Annotated in this window: 20 protein-coding genes; 19 read left to right on the plus strand and 1 reads right to left on the minus strand. The window is 64.8% G+C overall.

Annotation, left to right across the window (positions count from 1 at the left end; all coding sequences use genetic code 11):
- Nucleotides 1–3: 3 nt before the first annotated feature.
- The 8 genes from ACU4IU_RS14765 (at nucleotide 4) to ACU4IU_RS14800 (ending at nucleotide 10771) form a co-directional block, all read left to right on the plus strand.
- On the plus strand, nucleotides 4–2055 hold the full coding sequence (locus ACU4IU_RS14765) for a S9 family peptidase (protein ID WP_446657151.1): 2052 nt from the start codon (nucleotides 4–6) through the stop codon (nucleotides 2053–2055).
- Complete coding sequence (locus ACU4IU_RS14770) at nucleotides 2048–3220, plus strand: hypothetical protein (RefSeq protein WP_446657152.1); 1173 nt, start codon at nucleotides 2048–2050, stop codon at nucleotides 3218–3220. Before ACU4IU_RS14765 ends, ACU4IU_RS14770 begins: the two co-directional genes overlap by 8 nt.
- Nucleotides 3217–5445 (plus strand): NAD-dependent DNA ligase LigA, encoded by a 2229-nt coding sequence (gene ligA, locus ACU4IU_RS14775; RefSeq protein ID WP_446657153.1) that lies wholly within the window; start codon nucleotides 3217–3219, stop codon nucleotides 5443–5445. The genes ACU4IU_RS14770 and ligA overlap by 4 nt, the downstream gene beginning before the upstream one ends.
- 169 nt (nucleotides 5446–5614) lie before the next feature.
- Nucleotides 5615–6085, plus strand: coding sequence for a hypothetical protein (locus ACU4IU_RS14780; protein WP_446657154.1), 471 nt, complete (start codon nucleotides 5615–5617; stop codon nucleotides 6083–6085).
- A 150-nt stretch (nucleotides 6086–6235) separates the two neighbouring features.
- Nucleotides 6236–6541, plus strand: a complete 306-nt coding sequence (gene gatC / locus ACU4IU_RS14785) for an Asp-tRNA(Asn)/Glu-tRNA(Gln) amidotransferase subunit GatC (RefSeq protein WP_446657606.1) — start codon at nucleotides 6236–6238, stop codon at nucleotides 6539–6541.
- Nucleotide 6542: 1 nt separating this feature from the next.
- Complete coding sequence (gene gatA, locus ACU4IU_RS14790; RefSeq protein WP_446657155.1) at nucleotides 6543–8045, plus strand: Asp-tRNA(Asn)/Glu-tRNA(Gln) amidotransferase subunit GatA; 1503 nt, start codon at nucleotides 6543–6545, stop codon at nucleotides 8043–8045.
- Nucleotides 8042–9523, plus strand: coding sequence for an Asp-tRNA(Asn)/Glu-tRNA(Gln) amidotransferase subunit GatB (gene gatB, locus ACU4IU_RS14795; RefSeq protein ID WP_446657156.1), 1482 nt, complete (start codon nucleotides 8042–8044; stop codon nucleotides 9521–9523). The genes gatA and gatB overlap by 4 nt, the downstream gene beginning before the upstream one ends.
- 213 nt (nucleotides 9524–9736) lie before the next feature.
- Nucleotides 9737–10771, plus strand: a complete 1035-nt coding sequence (locus tag ACU4IU_RS14800; RefSeq protein WP_446657157.1) for a hypothetical protein — start codon at nucleotides 9737–9739, stop codon at nucleotides 10769–10771.
- Between the two features lie 13 nt (nucleotides 10772–10784).
- Here ACU4IU_RS14800 and def read toward each other — a convergent pair whose 3' ends face one another.
- Nucleotides 10785–11357 (minus strand): peptide deformylase, encoded by a 573-nt coding sequence (def, locus tag ACU4IU_RS14805; protein WP_446657158.1) that lies wholly within the window; start codon nucleotides 11355–11357, stop codon nucleotides 10785–10787.
- Nucleotides 11358–11739: 382 nt separating this feature from the next.
- Between def and cysK the strand changes: the two genes are divergently transcribed.
- The 11 genes from cysK to ACU4IU_RS14860 all read left to right on the plus strand — a co-directional run bounded on the left by cysK (nucleotide 11740) and on the right by ACU4IU_RS14860 (nucleotide 25229).
- Complete coding sequence (gene cysK / locus ACU4IU_RS14810) at nucleotides 11740–12666, plus strand: cysteine synthase A (protein ID WP_446657159.1); 927 nt, start codon at nucleotides 11740–11742, stop codon at nucleotides 12664–12666.
- 146 nt (nucleotides 12667–12812) lie between these two features.
- The gene (epsC, locus tag ACU4IU_RS14815; protein ID WP_139908497.1) at nucleotides 12813–13487 is read left to right on the plus strand and encodes a serine O-acetyltransferase EpsC; all 675 of its coding nucleotides are present in this window, start codon (nucleotides 12813–12815) and stop codon (nucleotides 13485–13487) included.
- A 212-nt stretch (nucleotides 13488–13699) separates the two neighbouring features.
- Nucleotides 13700–14890 (plus strand): LLM class flavin-dependent oxidoreductase, encoded by a 1191-nt coding sequence (locus ACU4IU_RS14820; protein ID WP_446657160.1) that lies wholly within the window; start codon nucleotides 13700–13702, stop codon nucleotides 14888–14890.
- Nucleotides 14887–15600: an NAD(P)H-dependent oxidoreductase gene (locus ACU4IU_RS14825; protein ID WP_446657161.1), complete on the plus strand. Its 714-nt coding sequence runs from the start codon at nucleotides 14887–14889 to the stop codon at nucleotides 15598–15600. The genes ACU4IU_RS14820 and ACU4IU_RS14825 overlap by 4 nt, the downstream gene beginning before the upstream one ends.
- Nucleotide 15601: 1 nt before the next feature.
- Entirely contained in the window at nucleotides 15602–16066 is a 465-nt protein-coding gene (locus ACU4IU_RS14830; protein ID WP_139468888.1) for a MarR family winged helix-turn-helix transcriptional regulator, read from the plus strand.
- A gap of 67 nt (nucleotides 16067–16133) precedes the next feature.
- Nucleotides 16134–17078, plus strand: coding sequence for a 2-hydroxyacid dehydrogenase (locus ACU4IU_RS14835; protein ID WP_446657162.1), 945 nt, complete (start codon nucleotides 16134–16136; stop codon nucleotides 17076–17078).
- A 189-nt stretch (nucleotides 17079–17267) separates the two neighbouring features.
- Nucleotides 17268–18980, plus strand: a complete 1713-nt coding sequence (gene ilvD / locus ACU4IU_RS14840) for a dihydroxy-acid dehydratase (RefSeq protein ID WP_172171176.1) — start codon at nucleotides 17268–17270, stop codon at nucleotides 18978–18980.
- 498 nt (nucleotides 18981–19478) lie between these two features.
- A complete protein-coding gene (locus tag ACU4IU_RS14845) occupies nucleotides 19479–20462 on the plus strand; it encodes an ABC transporter permease (RefSeq protein ID WP_446657163.1) in 984 nt (327 codons plus the stop codon).
- 1 nt (nucleotide 20463) lies between these two features.
- Entirely contained in the window at nucleotides 20464–21381 is a 918-nt protein-coding gene (locus ACU4IU_RS14850; protein WP_446657164.1) for an ABC transporter permease, read from the plus strand.
- Nucleotides 21374–23479, plus strand: a complete 2106-nt coding sequence (locus ACU4IU_RS14855; protein ID WP_446657165.1) for an ABC transporter ATP-binding protein — start codon at nucleotides 21374–21376, stop codon at nucleotides 23477–23479. The genes ACU4IU_RS14850 and ACU4IU_RS14855 overlap by 8 nt, the downstream gene beginning before the upstream one ends.
- A 52-nt stretch (nucleotides 23480–23531) precedes the next feature.
- Nucleotides 23532–25229 (plus strand): ABC transporter family substrate-binding protein, encoded by a 1698-nt coding sequence (locus ACU4IU_RS14860; RefSeq protein WP_139468882.1) that lies wholly within the window; start codon nucleotides 23532–23534, stop codon nucleotides 25227–25229.
- Nucleotides 25230–25293 lie beyond the last annotated feature (64 nt).

Genomic DNA, 25293 nt, shown 5'->3' on the forward strand with positions numbered 1-25293 from the left:
GGCATGAAGGAAAGTCCCCAAGATGTCGTCACGGCACCTTATGGAACCTGGTCCTCACCTCTGGGCGCCGCCGAGGTGGCCGCCGGTGCCGCTCCGATCTTCGACGCCGCCTTCAGGGGAGACGAGATCTTCTATTCGACGAAGATCCCCGCCGAGAAAGCCCGCACCGGGCTCGTCCGCACCTCACTGTCGCGTCCGGGAGAGCGTGAGCAGGTCATTCCGACCGGGTTCAACATCCGCTCCGCCGTCCACGAATACGGTGGCGCCTCGTGGGCTCTCGACCAGAACAGCGAAGTCATCTACTTCGTCAACGCCGCAGATCAGCGCGTCTGGCAGATCATTCCCGGGCGAGCCCCGCATGCCCTGACCCCGGACACCTCGGGGCGGATCCGCTACGGAGATCTGCACATGAGTCCGTGGGGACTGCTGTGCGTGCGCGAGGACTGCCGGTCCACCCGTCGTGAACGCGCGATTGTGCTGCTGACCAAACACGGGACGACGAATGTGCTCTCGACCCACTCTCATTTCATGGCCTGGCCCAGACTCTCACCCGACGGCAGCAGCTTGGCATTCATCGGCTGGGAGCACCCGAACATGCCCTGGGACGGAACGACCCTGTGGCTGGTCGATGTGCGCACGCCGGCCACCCCTGCGGTCGCCGTGCTCAGCGGCGACGGCGTCGAACGGCCACGCAGAGCCGATCCGGGCATGCCGAGCCCGACCGATCCGGGCATCTCCCTGCTCCAGCCGGAGTTCACCTCCGATTCCTCCCTCCACGTCATCTCCGACCATCACGGGCACTGGTCATTATACGGGCTCGACATCGATCCCGTCGCCTCGCGTCCCCTGGTCACCGACGACCGTCAGGCGCCGGCGCCCGAAAGAATCGGATTCGACCGGCTGCGACCGGTCATCGACACCGGTGAGGAGATCGGCGGTGCCCTCTGGCAGCTGGGCACGCGGTGGCACCTCAACGATGGAGATGAGGTGTGGGCGCATTCTCAGGCGGCCACCGCGACGCTCGTGCGCCGCCGCCTCACCCCCTCCGATTCAACGCTGGGCCCTTCCGACACGGCCTGGGAGACCATCGACACGACGGGGGAGACCTTCGGCACGATCGAACTGCTCGACCTCGGACGCACCCACCTGCTGCTGACGGCGAAGTCGACGAGGCGCCCCGGAGTCCTCTATGCCGTCGACCGGGTGACCGGACTGTTCACCGAGATCGCAAGCGAACGCCTCGACACCCACCAGGGCTACTACTCCCGCCCGCAGGTCGGCGAGCTCGGGGGAGTGCCTGTCGTCATCCACTCGCCCCACAATCCTCGCTTCGCAGCTCCCGTCGACGAGCTCCCGCCCTTCGTGGTCTCGATCCACGGCGGACCGACGGGGCAGGCGACTCCGGAGATGACGGCCCGCACGAGCTTCTTCACCTCCCAGGGCATCGGCGTCCTCGAGGTCAACTACGGCGGGTCGACCGGATTCGGTCGCGCCTGGCGTGACCGGCTGCGCGGCGGGTGGGGAGTCGTCGACGTCGAGGACACCGTCGCCGCCGTCAACGGACTCATCGCAGCCGGACTCGCCGATCCGAATCGCATCGCCATCTCCGGAGCCTCCTCGGGCGGGTGGACGGTGCTGTCCGCCCTGGCCTCGACGAACGTGTTCGCCTGCGGCACCTCGTATTTCGGGGTGACTGACCTCATGCGCTTCGTCGTCGACACCCACGACTTCGAATCCCATTACATCGACGGCCTCGTCGGACCCTGGCCCGCAGCCCAGGACGAATACATCACTCGCTCGCCGATCCGCCGGACCAGCGATATCACGGTGCCCGTGGCCGTCATGCAAGGCGACCGCGACCCGATCGTCCCACCCTCACAGGCGCAGGAATTCGTCGATACACTCGAACTGGCCGGAGTGGAGTACATTTACCGTCTGTACAAGGGCGAATCCCACGGCTTCGTCCGCGCCGAAACCATCATCGATTCCCTGGAAAGCGAGTTCGGATTCTATGTCGACGTCTTCGGAATCCCCCGCGCCCACCAGCATGGCTGAACCCCGAACTTCCGACCGCGAAAGCTCCGACCGCGACCGTCCCGGTGCCACCTCCGCCGAGGCGGCCGCCCCCGACGTCCCGACGTCCGTTCTGCCCGCCGCCACGACCTCGGGAATCTGGCTGCCCGGAGCACGCGATCCGCGCCGCGGCTATATCGCGACAAGTCCGGTCCGGGAGGCTGCGGCCTTCGGCTTCGATCTTCTCGCCGACCAGCTTCCGCCGGTGCCCCTGACCGCGCATCGATCCGAGGGCAGATGGGGCGCCGACGCCATCGGTCGCGCCGTCGGCCTGCTCACCGAACTCCACGTCGACCGCACATCCTACGGATGGCGCCTGACCGCCTCGGCGGGCAAAGACGAACGGCTCGAGGACTCGGCATTGATCGAAGCCTTCGACGCGATCGCCGAATACGGTGGGTCCCGGCCCGGGCAGGTCCAGATCAGCCTGCCGGGACCGTGGTCGCTCGTGACCGCGTTGAGCCTGAGCTCCGGCGCTCGCGTCCTCGGCGATTATGGGGCACGCCGCGACGTCGTCCAGGCCTACGCCTTCGGCATCGCCGCCTTCACCGACCGCATCGCGAGCCTGGGTATGCAGCCGACCGTCCGCCTCGTCGAATCCCGCCTGAACCCGGTCCTCACCGGCACCTGGCCGACAGTGTCCGGGTGGGCGAGCCTGCCCGCCATCAGCGAAACCCAGGTGTGGGCGGCGCTCGAATCCACGCTGCGCCACCTCCCGCCCACCGTGCTCGCCCTGCCGGACCTCGATTCTCTGCACCTGCAGGGCAAGGAGATTCCCGCCGCCGAGGCGGTCCGCCGCACCGGCGCCCGATCCGTGTCAGTGCCGTTGGCTAGCCTGAGACCACACAGCTGGGAGCAGCTGGCGATCCTCGCCGAGGCAGGGCTCGGCACCTGGATCCACCTGCCGGCATCGGCCGGTGCGCGATCGGACGCGGTCAACCACTGGTGCGAACGGATCCGCACCCCGTGGTCGCGCATCGGCATGGGGGTCGCGAGTCTGCGCGAATTCGGGATCATTGCCGGACCCGAACTGCCGCTGACCTACCCGCCGCTGCTGGAAGACCAGCCGGGGATCGGACCCGAGCACAATCGGGGAACCATGACCATCGCCGCCGGTCTGCGGCGGGCTCTTGAGGAGATCGAATGACCACGACACCGGAGAACGCCGACTCGTCGACGCCCGAGCATCAGACCTCGGATTCGACCACACCCGACCTGCAGGGCGTCGACCTCACCGACGCGACCGGTCGCGCTCAGGCCCATGCCCAGCTGATCGAGAGGATCGAGGAGCTGCGGGCCGCCTACTATCAGGACTCCCTGCTCGTCTCCGATGCGGAATACGACGAACTCGTCCATAATCTCGAAGACCTCGAGGCGCAGTTCCCCGAACTCGTCACCGACTCCTCGCCGACGCAGACCGTCGGCGGCGTCGTCGACACCTCGACCTTCGACCCGGTCGAACACATCGGTCCGATGTACAGCCTCGACAACGTCTTCGACTACGACGAACTGCGTGCCTGGTACGAACGGGTGCGGTCGGCCACCTCGGTGAAGTCGAAGTTCCTGTGCGAACTCAAGATCGACGGCCTCGCCGTCAATCTGCTCTACCGGAACGGCGAACTCGTGCGGGCGGCGACCCGCGGCGACGGACGCATCGGTGAGGACATCACCGCGAACGTGCGCACGATCTCCGATATCCCGCACCGCCTCGACACCGAGCACCCGCCGGCCGAGGTCGAGATCCGCGGTGAGGTGTTCTTCCCCGTCGAGGACTTCGCCGAACTCAACGCCTCCCTCGTCGCCGAGGGCAAGGCCCCGTTCGCGAACCCGCGGAACTCCGCGGCCGGTTCGCTGCGGCAGAAGGACCCGGCCGTCACCGCACGCCGGCCCCTGCACATGCTCGTCCACGGAATCGCCGTGTGGACACCGGCCGATGATTCGCATCCGGAGCCTGCTCACCAGTCCGAGGTCTACGAGCAGTTCCGGTCGTGGGGTCTGCCGATCAGCGACTACTTCAAGGTCCTCGCCACCGTCGACGAGATCGAAGACTTCATCTCCTATTACGGCGAACACCGTCACGATGTCACCCACGAGATCGACGGAATCGTCATCAAGATCGACGATATCGCCGTGCAGGAGACGATGGGCTATACGTCTCGCGCACCGAGGTGGGCGACGGCCTTCAAATACCCGCCAGAGGAAGTCACGACGAAGCTCATCGATATCCAGGTGCAGGTGGGTCGGACCGGGCGCGTGACCCCATTCGCCGTGATGGAACCGGTCACCGTGGCCGGATCGACCGTCGAGCGGGCGACCCTGCACAACGGGTACGAGGTCAAACGCAAGGGCGTGCTCATCGGCGACACCGTCACCCTGCGCAAGGCCGGAGACGTCATCCCCGAGGTGCTCGGCCCGGTCGCGGCGCTGCGGGACGGATCCGAGCACGAATTCGTCATGCCCACCCACTGCCCGTCCTGCGGGACCGAGCTCGGTGAGCAGAAGGAGGGCGACAAGGACCTGCGGTGCCCGAATTCTCGATCGTGCCCGGCGCAGCTGGCCAACCGCATCTTCTACTTGGCCTCCCGTGCGGCCTTCGACATCGAAGCTCTCGGCGAGGAGGCTGCACTGGCGCTGACGGCGCCGGCCGAACCGGACACGCCCCCGCTGACGTCGGAGGCCTTCCTCTTCGACCTCACCCCGGAGGATCTGGGCGATGTCAAGATCTGGCGGAACAAGAAGTCCAAGGGAGTGGAGACCGGTGAGCGAGAGCTTGTCCCGTATTTCTACACCCGGGGAACCGCGAAGAAGCCGAGCGCCCCGAGCGCGAACACGAAGAAGCTCTTCGACGAGCTGGAGAAGGCGAAGGATCAGGATCTGTGGCGGGTGCTCGTCGCCTTGTCGATCCGCCACGTCGGACCGACCGCGGCACGGACCCTGGCCGCGAAGTTCCGGACCCTTGAGGCCATCCGTGAGGCAAGCCTCGAGGAGCTGTCGGCCGTCGAGAGCATCGGTCCGACGATCGCCCAGAGCATCCGCGATTGGTTCGAGATCGACTGGCACGTCGAGATCGTCGAGACCTGGGCGGCCGCCGGGGTGCGGATGGAAGACGACGAGGTCGAGGCCGCCGCGCAGACCCTCGAAGGGCTGACGATCGTGGCGACCGGTTCGCTGAGCTCGTTCACCCGCGATGGCATCAAGGAGGCGATCCTCGGTGCCGGCGGCAAGGCGGCGGGATCGGTCTCGAAGAAGACCGATTATGTCGTCGCCGGTGAGAATGCCGGGTCGAAGTTGGAGAAGGCGGAGTCGCTGGGCGTGCCCGTCCTCGACGAGGACCAGTTCAGGGTTCTGTTGGAGACCGGCAGCCTCGACTGAGGTGTGCCCTGGCCTCGTGCCTGGTCCCTGGTGCCTCGCTGCAGGAGGGAATACATCCCGGTTCCGGGAGGTTCCATGGTGCGGCTGTGATTCGTTCGTGACCGAACTCGAAGTCGGGGTTCAGACTCAGCCAAGCTCAGAGACAGCTTCGAGTGGAAGAGTGTGGGACATGAGATGGATCCCCAAAGTCCTCGCCGGAACCTGCGTGGTCGTCGCCGGGGCACTGACCGCGGTGCCGGTGACGGCAGGCCTGGCGGACCTGGTGCTGGGGCCGGGACCGAACAGCAGCAAACGCAATGCTCAGCCGGCACTGACCTCGATGCGCACCCCGGCCGCTCCGGTCACCGCGCGGACCGAGGAGTCGACGATTGCGTTCGACGGCATCTCGACGGACGCGCACGAGGTCATCGAAGGCACCATCGTCGACGATTCTGCGGTCGGCGCATTCTCAGCCGGCACGGACCTCGTCGCCGCCACCGCGGCCGACGCCCGGACCCGCATCGCCGATCTCGCCGCCGACCTCCAGGCCGGAGTCTCGGCCGGAGAATTCACCCAGGCCGACGCCGACCGCGTAGTGGCCGACATGGCCGGATACATCCACGGCACCCGCACCTGGCCCGAACGCCTCCCCGCCTATTAATTACTACCTGACGGCGGCCCAGCAACCTCGCGCGAGGTTGCTGGGCCGCCGTCAGGTAGTTCTGGGGGAAGGTCACAGCGCAACGGCGGGGGCGGGTCGGCTGAAGAGACTAGACTGGTGGCGAGTGAAAACGACGATGAAAGGCAGGGAATGACGGAGTCTTCCGCAATCACCCCCGAACAGGTGGAGCATCTGGCTTCACTGTCTCGGATCGCCATGAGCGAAGATGAGCTGAAATCGCTCGCCGGTGATCTGAGCACAATTCTGGGAAACGTCGCCAGGGTCAACGAAGTGGCCGGCGACGATGTGCCCGCAACCAGCCACCCCATCCCGCTGACGAACGTCATGCGCGCCGACGTCGTGGGCGAGACGCTCTCCAGCGAACAGGCACTGGCCTCGGCCCCGGCCGCCGAGGACGACAAGTTCCTCGTCCCGCAGATCCTCGGGGAGGAATGAGATGACTGAACTGACGAACAAGAGCGCCCTCGAACTCGCCGCAGGTCTGAAATCCGGCGAGTTCTCCTCCGCCGACGTCACACAGGCGCACCTCGACCGCATCGCCTCCACCGAGGATGACTTCAACTCCTTCATCACCGTCACCGACGAACTCGCTCTGGAGACCGCAAAGGCCGTCGACGCCAAGCGCTCAGCCGGTGAGGACCTCCACGCCCTCGCCGGTGTTCCGGTGGCACTGAAAGACCTCGTCGTCACCGAAGGCACGCGTACGACCGCAGGGTCGAAGATGCTCGAGAACTGGGTTCCGCCCTACGAATCGACCGTCCACAACAAGGTCAAGGCCGCCGGTCTGCCGGTGCTCGGCAAGACCAACCTCGACGAATTCGCCATGGGATCGACGACCGAGCACTCGGCCTTCGGCAACACCCGCAACCCCTGGAACCTCGACCACGTGCCCGGAGGTTCCTCCGGCGGTGCGGCCGCAGCCCTCGCCGGTTTCCAGGCCCCGCTGTCCGTGGGCACCGACACCGGCGGATCCGTCCGCCAGCCCGCCGCGTTCACCGGCACCGTCGGCGTCAAGCCGACCTATGGTTCGATCTCGCGCTTCGGCATCATCGCCATGGCCTCGAGCCTCGACCAGGTCGGACCGATGGGCCGCAACGTCGCCGACGCCGCCGCCCTGCACGAATTGCTGGCCGGACACGATCCGCTCGACTCGACCTCGCTGCCCGATGAGGTCGGCGGATTCCTGAGCGCCGCACAGACCAGCGAGCTTAAGGGCAAGAAGCTCGGCGTCATCAAGCAGCTGACCGGTGAGGGATACCAGGACGGAGTCCGCACCGCGTTCACGGCAGCGCTGGAAACCGCTGCCGCTGCCGGAGCCGAGATCGTCGAGGTCGACTGCCCGTCGATCTCCTACGCCCTCGACGCCTACTACCTCATCATGCCCTCCGAGGTGTCTTCGAACCTCGCTCGCTATGACGGCATGCGCTATGGCCTGCGCGTCGAACCGGAATCCGGTCCCGTCACCGCCGAGACCGTCATGTCGGCCACTCGTGCCGCAGGCTTCGGATCGGAAGTCAAGCGCCGCATCATCCTCGGCACCTACGCTCTGTCGGCCGGCTACTACGATGCCTACTACGGTTCGGCGCAGAAGATCCGCACCCTGGTCCAGAACGACTTCGCGAAGGCCTTCGCAGCCTGCGACGTCCTCGTGTCCCCGACGACCCCGACGACCGCACTGAAGTTCGGTGCGGAGAAGGCGGCTGACCCGATGGCCCTCTACCTCGGCGACGTGGCGACGATCCCGGCGAACCTCGCCGGCATCCCCGGACTGTCCCTGCCCGCGGGCCTGGCCGATGGTCTGCCGGTCGGCTTCCAGATCCTGGCTCCGGCCCGTGAGGACATCAAGCTCTACGAGGTGGCCGGACCCCTGGAAGCCGCACTCGAATCCGCCGGCGGACGCGTGCTCGACACTCTCGCGGAAGGACTGAACGCCAAGTGAAATACGAAGACGCGATCAAGAAATACGATCCGGTCATCGGCATCGAGGTCCACGTCGAACTCGGCACCGCGACCAAGATGTTCGACGCCGCCCCCAACACCTTCGGCGGGGGACCGAACACCAACGTGACCCCCACCTCCCTCGGGCTGCCCGGGTCCCTGCCCGTGGTCAACGAGAAGGGTGTGGAGTACGCGATCAAGATCGGTCTGGCGCTCGGCTGCGAGATCGCCGAAACCTGCCGGTTCGCCCGCAAGAACTACTTCTACCCGGACGTGCCCAAGGACTTCCAGACCAGCCAGTCCGATGAGCCGATCGCGGCCGAAGGCCAGGTCGAGGTCGAGCTCGAGGACGGCACCATCGTGACCGTCCCCGTCGAGCGCGCCCACATGGAGGAAGACGCCGGCAAGAACACCCACGTGGGTGGGGCCACCGGCCGCATCCAGGGCGCCGACCATTCCCTCGTCGACTACAACCGCGCCGGTGTGCCGCTCGTGGAGATCGTCACCCACCCGATCACCGGGACAGGGGAACGGGCCGCCGAGGTGGCCGCCGCCTATGTGCGGACCCTTCGTGACATCTTCCGCGCCCTCGACGTCTCCGAAGCCCGCATGGAACAGGGCAACGTCCGCGCCGACGTCAACGTGTCCCTGCGGGAGAGCCCCGAGGCACCGCTGGGCACCCGCACGGAGACGAAGAACGTCAACTCCTTCCGCTCGATCGAACGCGCCGTGCGCTTCGAGATCGCCCGCCAGGCGACCCTCCTCGAGGCGGGGGAGAAGGTCGTCCAGGAGACCCGTCACTTCCACGAGGAGACCGGAGAGACCTCCTCGGGGCGTCCGAAGTCCGACGCCGACGACTACCGCTACTTCCCCGAGCCCGACCTCGTCCCGCTGCAGCCGTCCCGCGAATGGGTCGAGGAGCTGCGGGCGAGCCTGCCCGAGCTGCCGGCGCAGAAGCGGCGCCGCCTCCTCGGGGAATGGAAGTTCTCCGACCTGGAGATGCGCGACATCGTCAACGCCGGACTCCTCGAAGCCATCGAGGACACCGTCACCGCTGGTGCGAAGCCCGCAGCGGCTCGCAAGTGGTGGACCGGTGAGGTCGCCCGCCTGGCCAACCAGGAGGACAAATACCCCACCGAGATCATCACACCCGCCCAGGTGGCAGGACTCGTCGATCTCATCAACGAGGGCAAGCTCAACGACAAGCTGGCCAAGGATGTGCTCACCGGAGTCATCGCCGGCGAAGGCGAGCCCGCCGAGGTGATGAAGGCCCGCGACCTCGAAATCGTCGAGGACACCGGTGCACTCGAAGCCGCCGTCGAGGAGGCCATCGCGGCCAACCCCGATGTGGTCGAGAAGATCAAGGGCGGAAAGATGCAGGCCATCGGAGCGCTCATGGGCCCGATCATGAAGGCCACCCGCGGACAGGCCGATGCCGGAAAGGCCAAAGACCTCATCCTCGCCAAGTTGGGCGTCTGAGTACAGGTCCGACTCCGATCTTGGTCGACGGCGGCGCCTGACAGTGCCGAGCAGGACTCAGGATTGATCCAGCCACACCCTCTAGACTGTGCGTCCAAGGGAACCGACCGGTTTCCCGAGCACAGCGGAGGGTGTGGCTGTTCGCATTCCCCGCAACCGATGGCCCGCAGGGACAGGGCCGAGTGCGTGACCCACACGCGTGGAGGTGAAGCGGTGTCTGAGTGGAAATCGCTGTGGAAGAGCGAATGCGGGAAGTCCGCGCCGATCTATCGGGTGCTCGTGCCCGACAGCGTCAACGAGGCGGTGCTGCGAGCCTGGAGTGCCCGCGGATACCGCTACACGGCCGGAGCCCCGAGCGCGATCATGCTCACCGGTGGGATGAGCCGGAACTTCTTCCGCTCCAGCGTCCTGTTCAAGGGCGGCACTGCCGCCGGTACCGCCGTGACCGCGGGATTCGCGGCGCCCGGGGGACTGGCTCTGGTCTCGGGTTTCGCCGATGCCGCACTGACCCTCGGCGGAATGGGTGCGGCCACGGCATTGGGCACCGGAATCTTCGCCGCGGTCACGGGCCCCAAATACCTGCGTGATCCGAAGCGTCTGAGCCGCAAGAATCGGCGCAAGGTCTCAGGCGCCCAGTGGGTGACTCCGGCCAGTCTCGGCTATCTGCCAGGGCGCAAGGAAGGCCGGGACACCGACGAGCAGCGTCTGTTCCATCTCGCTGTCACAATCGCCCGCAAGATCGTGCGCACCCGTGCCTGGACACATCCGATACTCAAAGACCACGTCTCCCGCGTCGACCTCGACCATGCTGTGGCCTCCATCGGAGTGCGATTGCAGGAACTCGTCAGCCTGCGCGAGGAGATCGAAGGCATCCGCGATGCGGGAACCGCGAAGTCGGTGGAGACCTATCTGTCGAAGCTGGCCGTCGCCTTCTCGTCGATGGCGCGCCGCGTGGAGTCGATGCACGAATACTATGAGCGCCTCCTCGAACTCGATCAGCAGCTGATGCTGCTGCACAACTCCGAACGCTCCCGCGAGCTCGGCGATCGGGTGCTCGATGTGCTGTCTCGCACCGCGGCCGATGATTCCGCCGATTGGCAGTTCAGGGAGCTGCGCATCGATGCGGATTCGCAGTCGTCGATCATCTCCGGACTCGTCGCCGAACTCGACCAGACTGCCGATGATTTCGACGACTTCGACACCCGGCTCGCCGCGGCTCAGAAGTCCGTGGACGAACTCGAAGCCTGAGCTCGCCCCCGGCTCAGTGACCGAAAGGGTCGGGGTCGACTCCCGGCATCCATGACTGGCCCGGCTGGTTATAGCCGTGAGCCTCCTGGGCTTTCTTCCACTTCTTCGACCACCGCTTGTCGAGACGGTCGACGTAGAGGGTTCCCTGCAGGTGGTCGTATTCGTGCTGCATGATGCGCGCGAACCACCCGTCAGCGCTCAGGGTCACCGGTTCGCCTTTCTCATCGAAGCCGTTGACGGTGACCCTGTCGGCACGTTTGAGGGGGAAATCGAGACTCGGCACCGACAGGCATCCTTCGGTCTCATCGTCGGGATCAGGACGGGTATTGGGAACCTTCGAGGCAATGAGCACGGGATTGACGAAGGTGCCGCGACGACGCACACCATAGTCATCGTCGGCGTTGAACACGAAGATGGACTTGCCGACACCGATCTGCGGTGCGGCCAGTCCGACACCGTTGCTGGCGTCGAGCGTCTCGTGCATGTCTGCGACGAGTTCGGCAAGGTCCTCGTCGAACTCGGTGATCTTCTCGGCACGACGATGCAGAACGGGCTCGCCGTAGACGACGATGGGATGAATAGCCATGGGGACAATCGTATCGGTCACCTGAGACCGTCTCAGACTCCGCCCGATCGCAGCGCTCGGGCGCGATCTCAAGGGAGGGCCGCCTCGGTGATCGTATCCACCGATTGCTCAGCGGTTGATCGTATCCCGCGCTTGATCGAGTGGATGGATATGCGGCTATCTCGGGTATGTGATAGGGGTCGTCATAAAGTTTCGCCCCGAGCGAACACAGATTGTTGAGCAACATATCTGGGAACACGTTCAGGGTCGGCGTGGTTATGATGAGGGCAAGCCGTCTCGGACCACGAGATGCAAGCTGTCGCTCCACCCGTTCAGGTGCACGTCCGCCGAACGGCGAGTGGCCGCCGACGGCGGTGCACAAAGAATCGTGAAAGGACTTACTTTGACCATCTTCAACAATGTCTCCGAACTCGTCGGCCGCACGCCGCTGGTCCGCATCAACAAGGCCAGTGACCGGTCGGGCACCGAGATCGTGGCGAAGCTCGAATCCTCGAACCCCGGCAACTCCGTCAAGGACCGCATCGGCGTGGCGATGATCGACGCCGCCGAGAAATCCGGCGAACTCAAGCCCGGCGGAACCATCGTCGAGGCGACTTCGGGCAATACCGGCATTGCGCTGGCCATGGTCGGCACCTCCCGAGGTTACAAGGTCAAGCTGACGATGCCCGAGTCGATGTCGAAGGAACGTCGCGCTCTGCTGCGCGCATTCGGAGCCGAACTCGTCCTCACCGACAAGGCCGAAGGCATGAAGGGTGCAGTGGCTAAGGCTGAAGAGCTTGCTTCCGACGGCGCCGTGCTCGTGCGCCAGTTCGAGAACCAGGCCAACGCCGAGATCCACAAGGCAACCACTGGTCCCGAGATCCTCGCCGACACCGACGGCAAGGTCGACATCTTCGTCTCCGGCATCGGCACGGGCGGGACCATCACCGGCGCGGGAACCGCGCTGCGTGAGGCCAACCCGGATGTGAAGATCGTCGCCGTCGAGCCCGCCGCTTCGCCGCTGCTGACCGAAGGCACGGCCGGACCGCACGCGATCCAGGGCCTCGGCGCGAACTTCGTGCCCAAGGTGCTCAACACCGATATCTACGACGAAGTCGTCGATGTCGACAACGACGACGCCTTCGAGCGGGCTCGCGCCGTCGCTCTCGAAGAGGGCCTGCTCGTCGGCATCTCCTCCGGCGCCGCACTCTTCGCTGCCGAAAAGGTCGCGTCTCGACCGGAGAACGCCGGCAAGCGCGTCGTCGTCATCATCCCCAGCTACGGCGAGCGGTATCTGTCGACTCCGCTGTTTGCCGAGTACATGGACTGACTCCATGGCAGCGGCACGAGGGCGTCAGACTTCGGTTTGGCGCCCTCGCTGTCTGAGACGTTCCCTGTCGGAGGGTCGCGGGAATTCTTCCGACCGGATCCGACTTGCACGAGATAGACCGAGACGACTGAGCAAGGGAGTCAATGATGAAGGCACTGTGGGCAGCAGCCGCAGCGGCTGCGGGGGCGGCCGCCTTTGGGCTGAGCCGACCCGGTGTGCGCGAGACGCTGAGAGAAGACCTCGAGACGGTGAAGCGACGCGATCCGGCGGCGCGCAATGATTTCGTCTCCCTGGTCTCCTACCCCGGGATGCATGCCATCTGGGCGCACCGCGGACTCCACCGGCTGTGGCAGCACGATGCCGGAAAAGTTCCGGCCCGACTGATGTCCCAGCTCGTGCGGACGCTGACCGGGGTGGAGATCCACCCAGGGGCCAGGATCGGGCGTCGCTTCTTCATCGACCACGCCAACGGAGTCGTCATCGGGGAGACCTCGGAAGTCGGCGACGATGTCATGCTCTACCATCAGGTCACCCTCGGCGGTACGTCGATGGCACAGACGAAGCGCCACCCGACGATCGGCAACCACGTGCTCGTCGGAGCCGGGGCGAAGATCCTCGGCCCCGTCGTCGTCGGCGACAACTCCGCGGTCGGAGCCAACGCCGTCGTCGTCAAGGACGTGCCGGCCGACTCGAGCGCTGTCGGCATCCCCGCGACCGTGCGCTCGAAGAAGAAGGACGGCGCCGCTTCGGCGAAGGCGGGAGCCGAGTCGTCGACGACGCACCCGGATTTCGTCCTCGAGGATCCGGCCCTCTGGATCTGAGTCGGCTCCTGCTGCCGGACTGAAAGCGGCTCCTGCCTACGGGCGGGAGCCGTTCTGTGTACATTCTCGGGCCGTCCAGACGCCCGCTCAGGGGCCGGGAATACTTTCGCGAGCACGTCTGTTAAGATTTCAACTAGTTACTTCAAAATTGAAGTTAGTCCGATCAGCAGGGCGGCCGCGAGAACCGCAGAAGCCCAGATGCAGGAGGCGTCATGGAATTCGGAATCTTCACCATCGGCGATGTCACCACCGACCCCACCGACGGCACCACCGTCAGCGAGAACCAGCGGATCAAGAACACCGTCGAGATCGCCAAGAAGGCCGAGGAGGTCGGACTCGACGTCTTCGCCACCGGGCAGCACCACAACCCGCCCTTCGTGGCCCCGGCGAACCCGCCGGTCCTTCTGGCCAACATCGCCGCACAGACGGAGAAGCTCGAACTCTCGACGGCGACCACGCTCATCACCACGACCGATCCCGTGCGCATCGCCGAGGACTACTCGTACGCGCAGCACCTCTCCGACGGTCGCATCAGCCTGATCATGGGCCGCGGCAACACCGGCCCCGTCTATCCGTGGTTCGGCAAGGACATCCGTGCCGGCATCCCGCTGGCGGTCGAGAACTACAACCTGCTCTACCGTCTGTGGCGTGAGAAGAACCTCGACTGGGAAGGCAAGTTCCGCACACCGCTCAACGGCTTCACCGTCACCCCGACCCCACTGGACGAAGTGCCGCCGTTCGTCTGGCACGGATCGATCCGCAGCCCCGAGATCGCCGAACAGGCCGCCTACTACGGCGACGGGTTCTTCCACAACAACATCTTCTGGCCGACCTCGCACACCGCGCGGATGGTTCAGCTCTACCGCCAGCGTTACGAATACTACGGCCACGGCACGGCCAGCCAGGCGATCGTCGGCCTCGGTGGTCAGGTATTCATGCGCAAGAACTCCCAGGATGCCGTCCGTGAGTTCCGTCCCTACTTCGACAACGCCCCGGTCTACGGCCACGGGCCCAGCCTCGAGGACTTTTCGACGCAGACTCCGCTGACTGTCGGTTCGCCGCAGCAGGTCATCGAGCGCACCCTGAGCTTCCGTGAATGGGCCGGGGACTACCAGCGCCAGCTCTTCCTCATCGATCATGCGGGACTGCCGCAGAAGACGGTGCTCGAACAGCTCGACCTCCTCGGCGAAGAGGTCATCCCCGTGCTCCGCGAGGAGTTCGCGAAGGGCCGCCCGGCCGATGTCCCCGACGCTCCCACCCACGAATCCCTCGTCATCCGCCATCGCGAAGGCCGGGACCCGATCCCCGGCGGCGGAGAAGGTTCCCGCGCCTTCGAGGACCGTCAGGCACGCGCCGCCGAAGCGGCCCAGAATCCGACACAGGAAGGAGCCGACCGCTCATGAGCACGAACACGATGAACATCGTGGCCGTGACCACCTCCCTGAGCGAGGACTCGACCACGCTCAAGCTCACGAACCGGATCCTCGGTCAGACCGCCTCGGCGGGGGAATCGGTGGGCATCGACGTGACAACGGACGTCATCAACGTCCGCAGCCTCGCCACCGCGCTCACGGATATGACCCTGACCGGGTTCCGCTCCGAAGCGTTGGAGCAGGCCTTCGCGACTATCGCCGCCGCCGATGCGATCGTCACCGTCGCACCGGTGTACAAGGCAGCCACCGTCGGCCTGCACACCCTGTTCTGGCAGCTCGTCGACGACAGGGCGCTGAGCCGCAAGCCCGTGCTCATCGCCTCCACCGGCGGCACTGCCCGCCATTCGCTGGCCGGGGACGCGGTGCTGCGGCCGATGCTGTCCTACCTCAAGGGCATCGTCGTGCCCACCACGGTGTTCGCCGCGACCGACGACTGGGGAACCGTCGAAGGCGGCCGTGCGCTGACCGCCCGGATCCGTCAGGCGGGGGAGGAACTCGTGTCCCTGACCGCAGCGATCATCGGCGCCGGAAACGACGACCTCGCCGAGGTGGCCGACCCCGATTCGCACGCAGCTGCAGGGGCGGGCGCGACCCGGGGCACCTCCTCGGCGAATCGCGGAATCGTCGACGAATTCGACCCCGCGAACGTCACCCCGTTCGCGCAGCTGCTCGAAGGCTGAGATGACGGAGATCAGATTCGGGCTCGGCAGGGAGGCGCTGGCGCAGAACGCGTGGCGGACCTATTTCGAGACCTCGCAGCGCCTCCGTCAGGCCCTCGAGGTCCAGCTCAAGGACGATGCAGGACTCGACGTCAGCGACTACAACACTCTGCTCCTGCTGTGGGAGGCGCCGGAGCGGACGCTGACGATGAGTGCCCTGGCGAAGAAGCTCGTCTTCTCGCCGTCGCGGCTGAACTATCGGATCAAGGTCCTCGTCGACGCGGGACTGGTGACGAAGACCCAGTGTCTCGATGACGGGCGTGCCCACAATGTCGCTCTCACCGAGGCGGGGGCGCGGGCATTCCTGTCCGCCGGGTCCCAGCACAAGAGCTATGTCGACGAGATCTTCTTCGATCATGTCAGCGATGCCGAACTCGAGGTGATCGAGGCCGTCTTCACTCGGATCGGAAGAGCGCTGCCCGAGTGACGAGGCCCGTCATCTCAGAGTGACGAATCCCTCGGCACCGGGCCGGGACGCGTGCCACAATGAGGGCATGTCCATCACCACAATCGCCTTCCCGAACTCCGAGCTCCGCAACCGTGTGATCGCTCGGATCCCCGCTCACCAGCGCGCGAACGTCGACCTCGTCGTCTTCTCCGATGCCGAACGGTCGGCCAAGCTCAGTCGTGACGATGTCGATGTCGTCATCCTGCCGTACATGGATTCCGGGCCGACGATCGAGCTGCTCGACGAGCTGCCCAACCTGCGCATGGTCATCACGCAGACGACCGGATTCGATCCCGTCGCCCACCTGCCCGAACGCGGAATCCAGGTGGCGACCGCCTCCGGCGTGCACACCGGGGGCACCGCCGAGCTCGCCCTGGCGCTGACCCTGGCCAGCCTGCGCGGAATCGATGACGCCGTGCGCTCGCAGGTCTCGCGGGTATGGGAGCACCAGCGTCACCGCTCGCTGCAGGACCGGCGGGTGATGATCATCGGCGTCGGCGAGATCGGCTCGGCCATCGCCGACCGCTTCGACCCCTTCGAAGTCCAGCTCACCCGAGTGGCCTCGACCGCACGTGAGGACGAGCGCGGGAAGATTCACGGCGTCGACGAGCTGCTGGAACTACTGCCCCACACCGAGGTGGTCGTGCTCATCACCCCGCTCAACGAGGGCACCCACCACCTCGTCGATGAGAAGTTCCTCAGCCTGCTTCCCGACAATGCGCTCATCGTCAACGTCGCCCGCGGCAAGGTCGTCGACACGGAGGCGCTTGTGGCGGAACTCGCCGCCGGCCGGCTCCATGCCGCCCTCGACGTCACCGATCCGGAGCCGCTGCCGCGCAACCACGCGCTGTGGGGCACCCCGAACACCCTCATCACACCCCATGTCGGAGGCGACACCTCGGCGTTCGAACCACGGGTCGTGAAGATCCTCGCCGAGCAGGTCAGGCGGATCAACGACGGCGAGCAGCCGGTCAATCTCATCAAGGCCTGAGATGCCGTGAGCTGGGGCCCGAGGCGCAGCGAAACGCGGGCCTGAACCGCCGGCAATAGGTCACGCGAATCTGACCTAAGCAGGGCCGGAACATGTCCCCGCGGTCGGACTCTCGCATGGTTCCCACAAGAGGTTCCACCATGCGAGAGTCCGGCATGCGGATGCTGAAATCGGGCGTAGCATGCCTGCATGAGCATCGATACAGACAACACCACTCCCGACATCAAACCCCGTTCTCGCGATGTCACGGACGGCCTCGAGGCCACCGCCGCACGCGGCATGCTGCGCGCCGTCGGCATGGGCGACGACGACTGGGTGAAGCCACAGGTCGCGATCGCGACCTCGTGGAATGAGATCACCCCCTGCAACATGTCGCTGCAGCGTCTCGGTTCGGCCGCCAAGGAAGGCGTCCACGAGGCCGGTGGCTTCCCGCTGGAATTCGGCACCATCTCCGTCTCGGACGGAATCTCGATGGGCCACGAGGGAATGCACTACTCGCTGGTCTCCCGTGAGGTCATCACCGACTCCGTGGAGACCGTGATGAGCGCCGAACGCCTCGACGGCTCCGTGCTCATGGCCGGCTGCGACAAGTCGATCCCCGGAATGCTCATGGCCTCCGCCCGCCTCGGGCTCTCGAGCGTCTTCCTCTACAACGGTTCGATCATGCCCGGAACCGCGAAGATGGAGGACGGCTCGGAGAGGGAAGTCACCCTCATCGACGCCTTCGAAGCCGTCGGCGCCTGCCGTGCGGGCACCATGTCCCAGAAGGACGTCGACGCCATCGAGCGCGCCGTCTGCCCCGGTGAGGGTGCCTGCGGCGGAATGTACACCGCGAACACGATGGCCTCGGCCGCCGAGGCCATGGGCATGTCCCTGCCGGGCTCGGCTGCTCCGCCGGCCATCCACCGCAACCGCACGATGTTCGCTCGCAAGTCCGGTGAGGCTGTTGTCAACATGCTGCGCCAGGGCATCACCACGAAGGACATCATCACCCGCGAATCGCTGCACAACGCGATCGCCGTGGTCATGGCCTTCGGCGGTTCGACGAACGCGGTCCTCCACCTGCTGGCCATCGCGCACGAAGCCGGAGTGGAGCTCGAACTCGATGACTTCAACCGCATCGGCGACAAGGTTCCGCACCTGGGCAACGTCAAGCCCTTCGGCCAGTACGTGATGAACGACGTCTTCAAGATCGGCGGCGTGCCCGTGATCATGAAGGCTCTCCTTGATGCCGGTCTGCTCAACGGCGACTGCCTGACCGTGACCGGCAAGACCGTGGCCGAGAACCTCGAGTCGATCAACCCGCCAGACCCGGACGGGAAGATCCTGCGCGCGCTCAACAACCCGATTCACGCCACCGGCGGCCTCACCGTGCTGCAGGGATCGTTGGCTCCTGAGGGTGCGGTCGTGAAGTCCGCGGGCTTCGACGCCGATGTCTTCGAGGGCACCGCTCGCGTCTTCGACCAGGAGCAGCCGGCCATGGACGCCGTGCTCAATGGAGAACTGAAGAAGGGCGACGTCGTCGTCATCCGCTATGAAGGGCCCAAGGGCGGACCCGGAATGCGCGAGATGCTCGCGATCACCGGCGCCATCAAGGGCGCGGGCATCGGCAAGGACGTCCTGCTGCTCACCGACGGTCGCTTCTCCGGCGGTTCGACCGGCCTGTGCATCGGCCACATTGCCCCCGAGGCAGTCGACGGCGGTCCGATCGCGCTCGTCGAGGACGGTGACAAGATCACCGTCGATATCGCGGCCCGCTCGATCGAGCTCCACGTCGACGAGGAGGTGCTGGCCGAGCGTCGCAAGACCTGGACGCTGCCCGAGAACCACCGCCTCACCGGTGTGCTCGGCAAGTACGCGAAGCTCGTGCAGTCGGCATCGAAGGGCGCGGTCTGCTTCTGATCCAGTTCAAGGTCCGTTGCTGATTCCGCTCGCCTTCGGGTGACGCTCAGCGATACGGAACGGTTCCACCATCGCCGAGGCGGTGCAGACGTCACGTCTGCACCGCCTCGGCGATTTCGGTGGGCAACGTTTCTGAATGCAGCACGGACCGTTCCGACCCGGCAACACGCGACTGCAGTTACCGAAAAGTTACTTCGGCGTGTCGCGCGGAATTCCGGGGGACACGGCGCCTTGTCGCAATCAATACTGCAAGGGAAGTTTGTGTAACAGGTCACATGGAGATACAGTGCGAATTACGTTCAGTCTTCTGTGATGAACCATTGATGATTCACTCATAGTGGCTGATCAGAGGAAAATTCGCGCAAAGGAACCTTGATCGTTGATGATTCGCACCGCTTACCCGATTCGCCGTGAGATCTACTCCCAGCTGCCGGGTCCCATGCACCATTCCTCGACGTCCAGTGAGGCCCGGCTGATCCCTGTGTCGTAGTCGGCGCCATGGGAAAGTACGTCCTGCGGCGGTTCATCAACTACTTCATCCTCGCGTTCATAGCGACGGTCACCGCCTACATCACCTCCAGCTCATTCATGGATCCGGCCTCCCGGTACCGTGGCCAGAATCCGCCGCTGTCAGAAGATTCGATTCGGTCCATCCTCAACGGCCACGGCACGAACCCCGAAGTCCCGATCCTCGAGAGGACCTGGCACTGGCTGACGAACATCTTCCTCCATGGTGATTTCGGCACGACGGTCCACAACTCGCCTGTGCTGCAGGAGATCCTCGTTCGGGCAGGTGTCAGCCTCAAGCTCCTGCTCATCGGATCGATCATCGGAGCCATCCTCGGTGTGATCCTCGGCGTCTGGGGAGCCGTCAGGCAGTACAAGGCATCCGACCAGGTCGTGACCTACGCGTCCTACCTCATCATCGCCACTCCGACATTCGTCATAGGCGTGATCCTCATGATCATCGCCACCGGATTCAACAATGCACTCGGCACGACCCTCATCCGCTTCTCGGGTGACTACTCGGCGAATATCGACCCTGGCTTCATCCCGTGGTTCACCGACCAGGTGTCACATATGCTGCTGCCGACCCTGGCGCTCGTGCTCATGGGCGCCGCGACGTACTCGCGCTACCAGCGTTCGGTCATGCTCGACGTGCTTGCATCGGACTTCATCCGCACCGCCAGGTCCAAAGGGCGCACCCGCAGAACCGCGTTGGTCAAGCACGGCGTGCGCGTCGCACTCATCCCGATGTCGACGTACTTCGCCTACGCGTTCGGCACCCTGGTCGCCGGCTCCTCGATGCTCGAGGTCGTCTTCTCATGGAACGGCATGGGCCAGTTCACCATCAACTCGATCCTGCAGTCCGATATCAACGCGGCCGCAGGCTCCGTTCTCTTCGTCGCAGTGCTCACGCTCCTGGCTTCGACCCTGTCCGAGGTGCTCTATGCCGCACTCGACCCGAGAGTGAGGATCTGACATGGCAACAGATATTCCGATCTCCACAGAGCCCGACACCGAGGTGGTGACGAAGCGTTCGAAGCCGACCTCTCGGTCGATGCTCATCTGGCGCCGCCTGCGCTCGACCCCGCGGTTCTGGGTCGGCGGGATCCTGCTCGCATTCTTCGTTCTCTTCGCTCTGTTCGGCAATACCATCAACATCTATTCGCCGACCGATCAGGATGTCTTCGCACTCAATGAGGGCCCGAGCGCCCAGCACTGGTTCGGTACGAACACGATCGGCCAGGACATCTACGCTCAGACCGTCGTGGGACTTCAGAAATCCCTGCTCATCGGCATCATCGCCGGGCCGTGTGCGAGCATTCTGGCCGCCATCATCGGTTCGACGGCAGGCTATTTCGGTGGTCGCGTCGAGACGATCATCGTCTGGTTCATCAACCTGCTGCTCGTGCTGCCGTCCTTCTTCATCCTTGTGCTCATGGCGCCTCTGCTGAGGCAGCTGTCGTGGACGGCCATCGTCGTCTTCCTCGTGCTCTTCGGTTGGATGATCATGGCTCAAGTCGTGCGCAACCAGACCAAGGCAATCAAGGATCGCGACTTCGTCCGAGCCGCCCGCTATATGGGCGTCTCGACTCCGAAGATCCTCAGCCGTCACATCATTCCCAACGTGGCCTCGATTCTCATCGTCGATGCGACGCTCGGCGTCGTCTCCGCGATCCTTGCCGAGACCTCCCTGAGCTACTTCAATCTGGGCATTCAGAAACCCGACGTGTCGATCGGCACACTGCTGGCCGAAGGCTCCGGAGCGGCGGCCACACGTCCCTGGCTGTTCGTCTTCCCCGCAGGGGTGCTCGTGCTCATGCTCTTCGCGATCAGTCTCATGGCCGATGCCCTGCGGGATGCGATCGATCCGACCTCAGGAGTCAACCGTGACTGAAACCCTTGACATCGACCTCGCCCCCGTCACCGCGGCAGAACCCATCCTTGAGGTCAGAGACCTGACGGTGACCTTCCCCAACCCCAAGGGCGACGTTCAAGCAGTGCGCGGGGTCAACTACGAGGTCAGACCGGGCGAATTCCTCGGCATCGTCGGCGAATCCGGGTCAGGCAAATCCGTGTCCTCGATGGCTGTGATGGGTCTGCTTCCCTCCACCGCTCAGATCGCCGGCTCCATCCGGTATCGCGGGCAGTCTCTTCTCGACATGAACGACCACCAGATGTCGAAGCTGCGTGGCCGCGAGATCGCCATGGTCTTCCAAGATCCGCTGTCGGCACTGACTCCCGTCTATACGATCGGAGAACAGATCTCCGAGGGTCTGATCATCCATGACCCGAGCCTGTCGAAAGAGGCGGCGAACGACCGGGCGATCGAACTGCTCAGAATCGTCGGCATCCCAGGGGCGGAACGGCGGGTGAAGTCATACCCCCACGAGTTCTCCGGAGGCATGCGGCAGCGAGCCATGATCGCCATTGCGATCGCCAACGATCCGGATCTCATCATCGCCGACGAGCCGACGACGGCATTGGACGTGACGATTCAGGCTCAGATCCTCGACGTGCTGCAGAAGGCACGCGAGATCACCGGTGCCGCGATCGTGCTGATCACTCACGACCTCGGTGTAGTGGCCGGAAACGCCGACCGAATCGCTGTCATGTACGCCGGCCGCCTCGTCGAGACCGGGGGAGTGGAGCAGGTCTTCCACAGCCCGCAGATGCCCTATACGACAGGACTGCTGCGTTCGGTGCCGAACCTTGCCACAGCGGGAACCCAGAGACTCGTTCCGCTCGAGGGCAAACCGCCGTCGCTGTCGAATCTTGCGCCGGGGTGCCCATTCGCACCGCGTTGTCCGATCGCGGTCGACAGATGTCGCGAGGTCGAGCCCGAACTCGTCGAACACGGAATCGCCGGCGTGCAGGCCGCCTGCCATCGTGCCGACGAGATCGCCCGGGGCGATCTGGAAGCCAAGGACATCTACCCGCGCCCCGACCCGGTGGCGACTCGGGTGAAAGACGACGCAGCCCCGAACATCCTGGAGGTCACCGGTCTGCAGAAGCACTTCCCTCTGCTCAAGGGTGCCGTGTTCAAGCGACAGATCGGCACGGTGAAAGCTGTCGACGGAATCGATCTCGAGATCAAGGCCGGCCAGACCCTCGGACTGGTGGGCGAATCGGGCTGCGGGAAGTCGACGACGATCGGTGAAGTCCTGGAGATGGTCGCTCCGCAGAAGGGACGGCTGGTCATCAACGGCATCGATGTCGCGGACCTGAACAAGCGTGAACGTCTGGCCATGCGCAGAGACGTCCAGGTCGTCTTCCAGGATCCGATGGCCGCAATCGACCCGCGGCTGCCGGTCGGCGAAGTGATCGCCGAACCGCTGACCGTGCACAAGGTTCCGGCTCAGGAGCGCAACGACAAGGTTGCCGAGATGCTCGAACTCGTCGGCCTCGACGCGTCGATGGCCGAACGCTATCCGCATGAGTTCTCCGGTGGGCAGCGTCAGCGCATCGGCATCGCTCGGGCCTTGGTGACGAACCCGAAGCTGCTCGTCCTCGACGAACCCGTCTCGGCTCTCGACGTCTCAGTCCAAGCAGGTGTCATCAACCTGCTGGAAGACCTGCGTGACACCTTGGGACTGTCCTATCTGTTCGTCGCTCACGACCTCGCGGTCGTCCGACAGATATCGGACTATGTCGCCGTGATGTATCTCGGTCGGATCGTCGAGTACGGCGAATCCGACGCGCTCTATCGGCAGCCGCGGCACCCCTATACACGTGCACTGATGTCAGCGATCCCCGTTCCCGACCCAGAAATCGAACGGTCTCGGGAACGGGTGCTGCTCACCGGAGATCTGCCGAGCCCGACCGATGAGATCTCCGGCTGCAACTTCCGCACCAGGTGCCCGCTGTTGAACCTGCTGCCGGACGGGGACAGGCAGATGTGCCTGACCGATGACCCCCGTCCGCGTCCACTGGAAGGCGACCTCGTCGCCTGCCACCATGCGGAGCGGATCACGGAGCTCGACACCGCGACCTGAAGCCGCACCCATAGCCCACCTCGAGGAACACCACACTAGAAATGAGGAACTCATGAGAATGAGGAAGAAGGCGACAATGGTCGTCGCCGCGACCGCTGCGCTGGGCCTGGCACTGTCCGGCTGCCAGCAGGCGAACAAGGACTCCGGCGGAGTCGACAGCGACAAGGCGGACAAGGAGATCTCCGGGCTCCCCACCACCGACTACCAGAAGGCCGGATACGACGAGGTCAAGGACGGCGGCACGCTGACCTACCCGATCACCGAGATCCCCGCGAGCCTCAACTACTACCACGCCGACGGCGCCCATGTGGACAACAACAACATCTACGGCACCACCTTGGGCGGACCGGTCAAGATCAAGGATGACGGCACCTGGGAAGTCGACAAGAACTACGCCGAGAGCGTCGAGATCGCCAGCGAGGATCCCCTGGTCATCGACGTCAAGCTCAATAAGGACGCCGTCTGGGAGGACGGCACACCGATCGACGTCGACGACTACAAGGCTTTCTGGCAGACTCGTGACGGCAAACACGACGAGTTCGAGGTCGCCTCGACCAAGGGCTACGAGGACATCGAGAAGATCGAATCCGGCAAGGACAAGCACGACGTCAAGGTCACCTTCAAGACTCCGAACATCGACTGGCCGAACTACATCGGCGCCTTCCTGCCCAATGAGATCACCGAGGATGCCGACTCCTTCAACAAGGACTACACGAAGAAGGTCCTGCCTTCGAACGGTCCCTACAAGGCCGACAAGGTCGACACGAAGTCCGGCGTCATCACCATGGTCAAGAACGACAAATGGTGGGGACAGGAACCCAAGCTCGACAAGGTGATCTTCAAGGTCGTCTCTCAGGCACAGCAGGCTCAGGCCTATGCCAACAAGGAGATCGACCTTGTCGATGTCGGCACCGATGGCGACTCCTACAAGACCGCCGGCAAGCGCGAAGACGGAGAGATGTACAAGTCGCAGGGCATGGAGTACACGCACCTGACGATGAATGCGAAGAAGGGTGCGCTCAAGGAGCAGGAAGTCCGTGACGCGATCGGTCATGCGATCAACCGCGAAGCCATCGCCCAGGCTGCGATCGGCCCCGTCGAAGCACCGGTGACTCTCATCAACAACGTCACATTCATGCCCGGCCAGGAAGGCTACCAGGACAACACCGACGGCAGCCTCGACTTCGACCAGGAGAAGGCGAAGAAGATCCTCGACGACGCCGGCTGGAAGGAAGGCGATGGGGGTGTCCGCGAGAAGGACGGAGAGAAGCTCCAGTTCAAGATCGTCGTTCCCGCCGATACCGCTTCGAATGCCCAGCGTGCCGAACAGGTGATGAAGGACCTCAATGAGATCGGCTTCAAGGTCGAAATCGAAACCGTTCCGGTCGCCGCGTACTTCGCCGACCACGTGCTCAACGGCAACTTCGAGATGGCGACGTTCACCTGGCAGGGCACAGCCTTCCCGATCTCCTCGGGATCGAACCTGTTCTACCCGGCGGATTCCGCGCAGAACCACTCGAAGATCTCCAGCGATGCGATCGGCGAGAAGTTCAAGGCTGCGACGAAGACACTCGATCCGGCCGAGGCGAAGAAGCTGGCGAACGAGGGCGATGCCGAGGTTCTGAAGCTCAAGCCGCTCATCCCCTTCTACCCGACACCATATGTGTGGGGCGTGAGGAATGACGTCCTCAACCTCGGACCGCGCCAGCTCGAAACACCCGACTGGACCGAGATCGGCTTCAAGAAGTGATGCACTGATCGATTGAAGCCTTCCGAGACTGCCGGCCCCGTGGGATCACGTTCCCCACGGGGCC

It is taken from the genome of Brevibacterium sp. CSND-B09, from assembly GCF_052906525.1.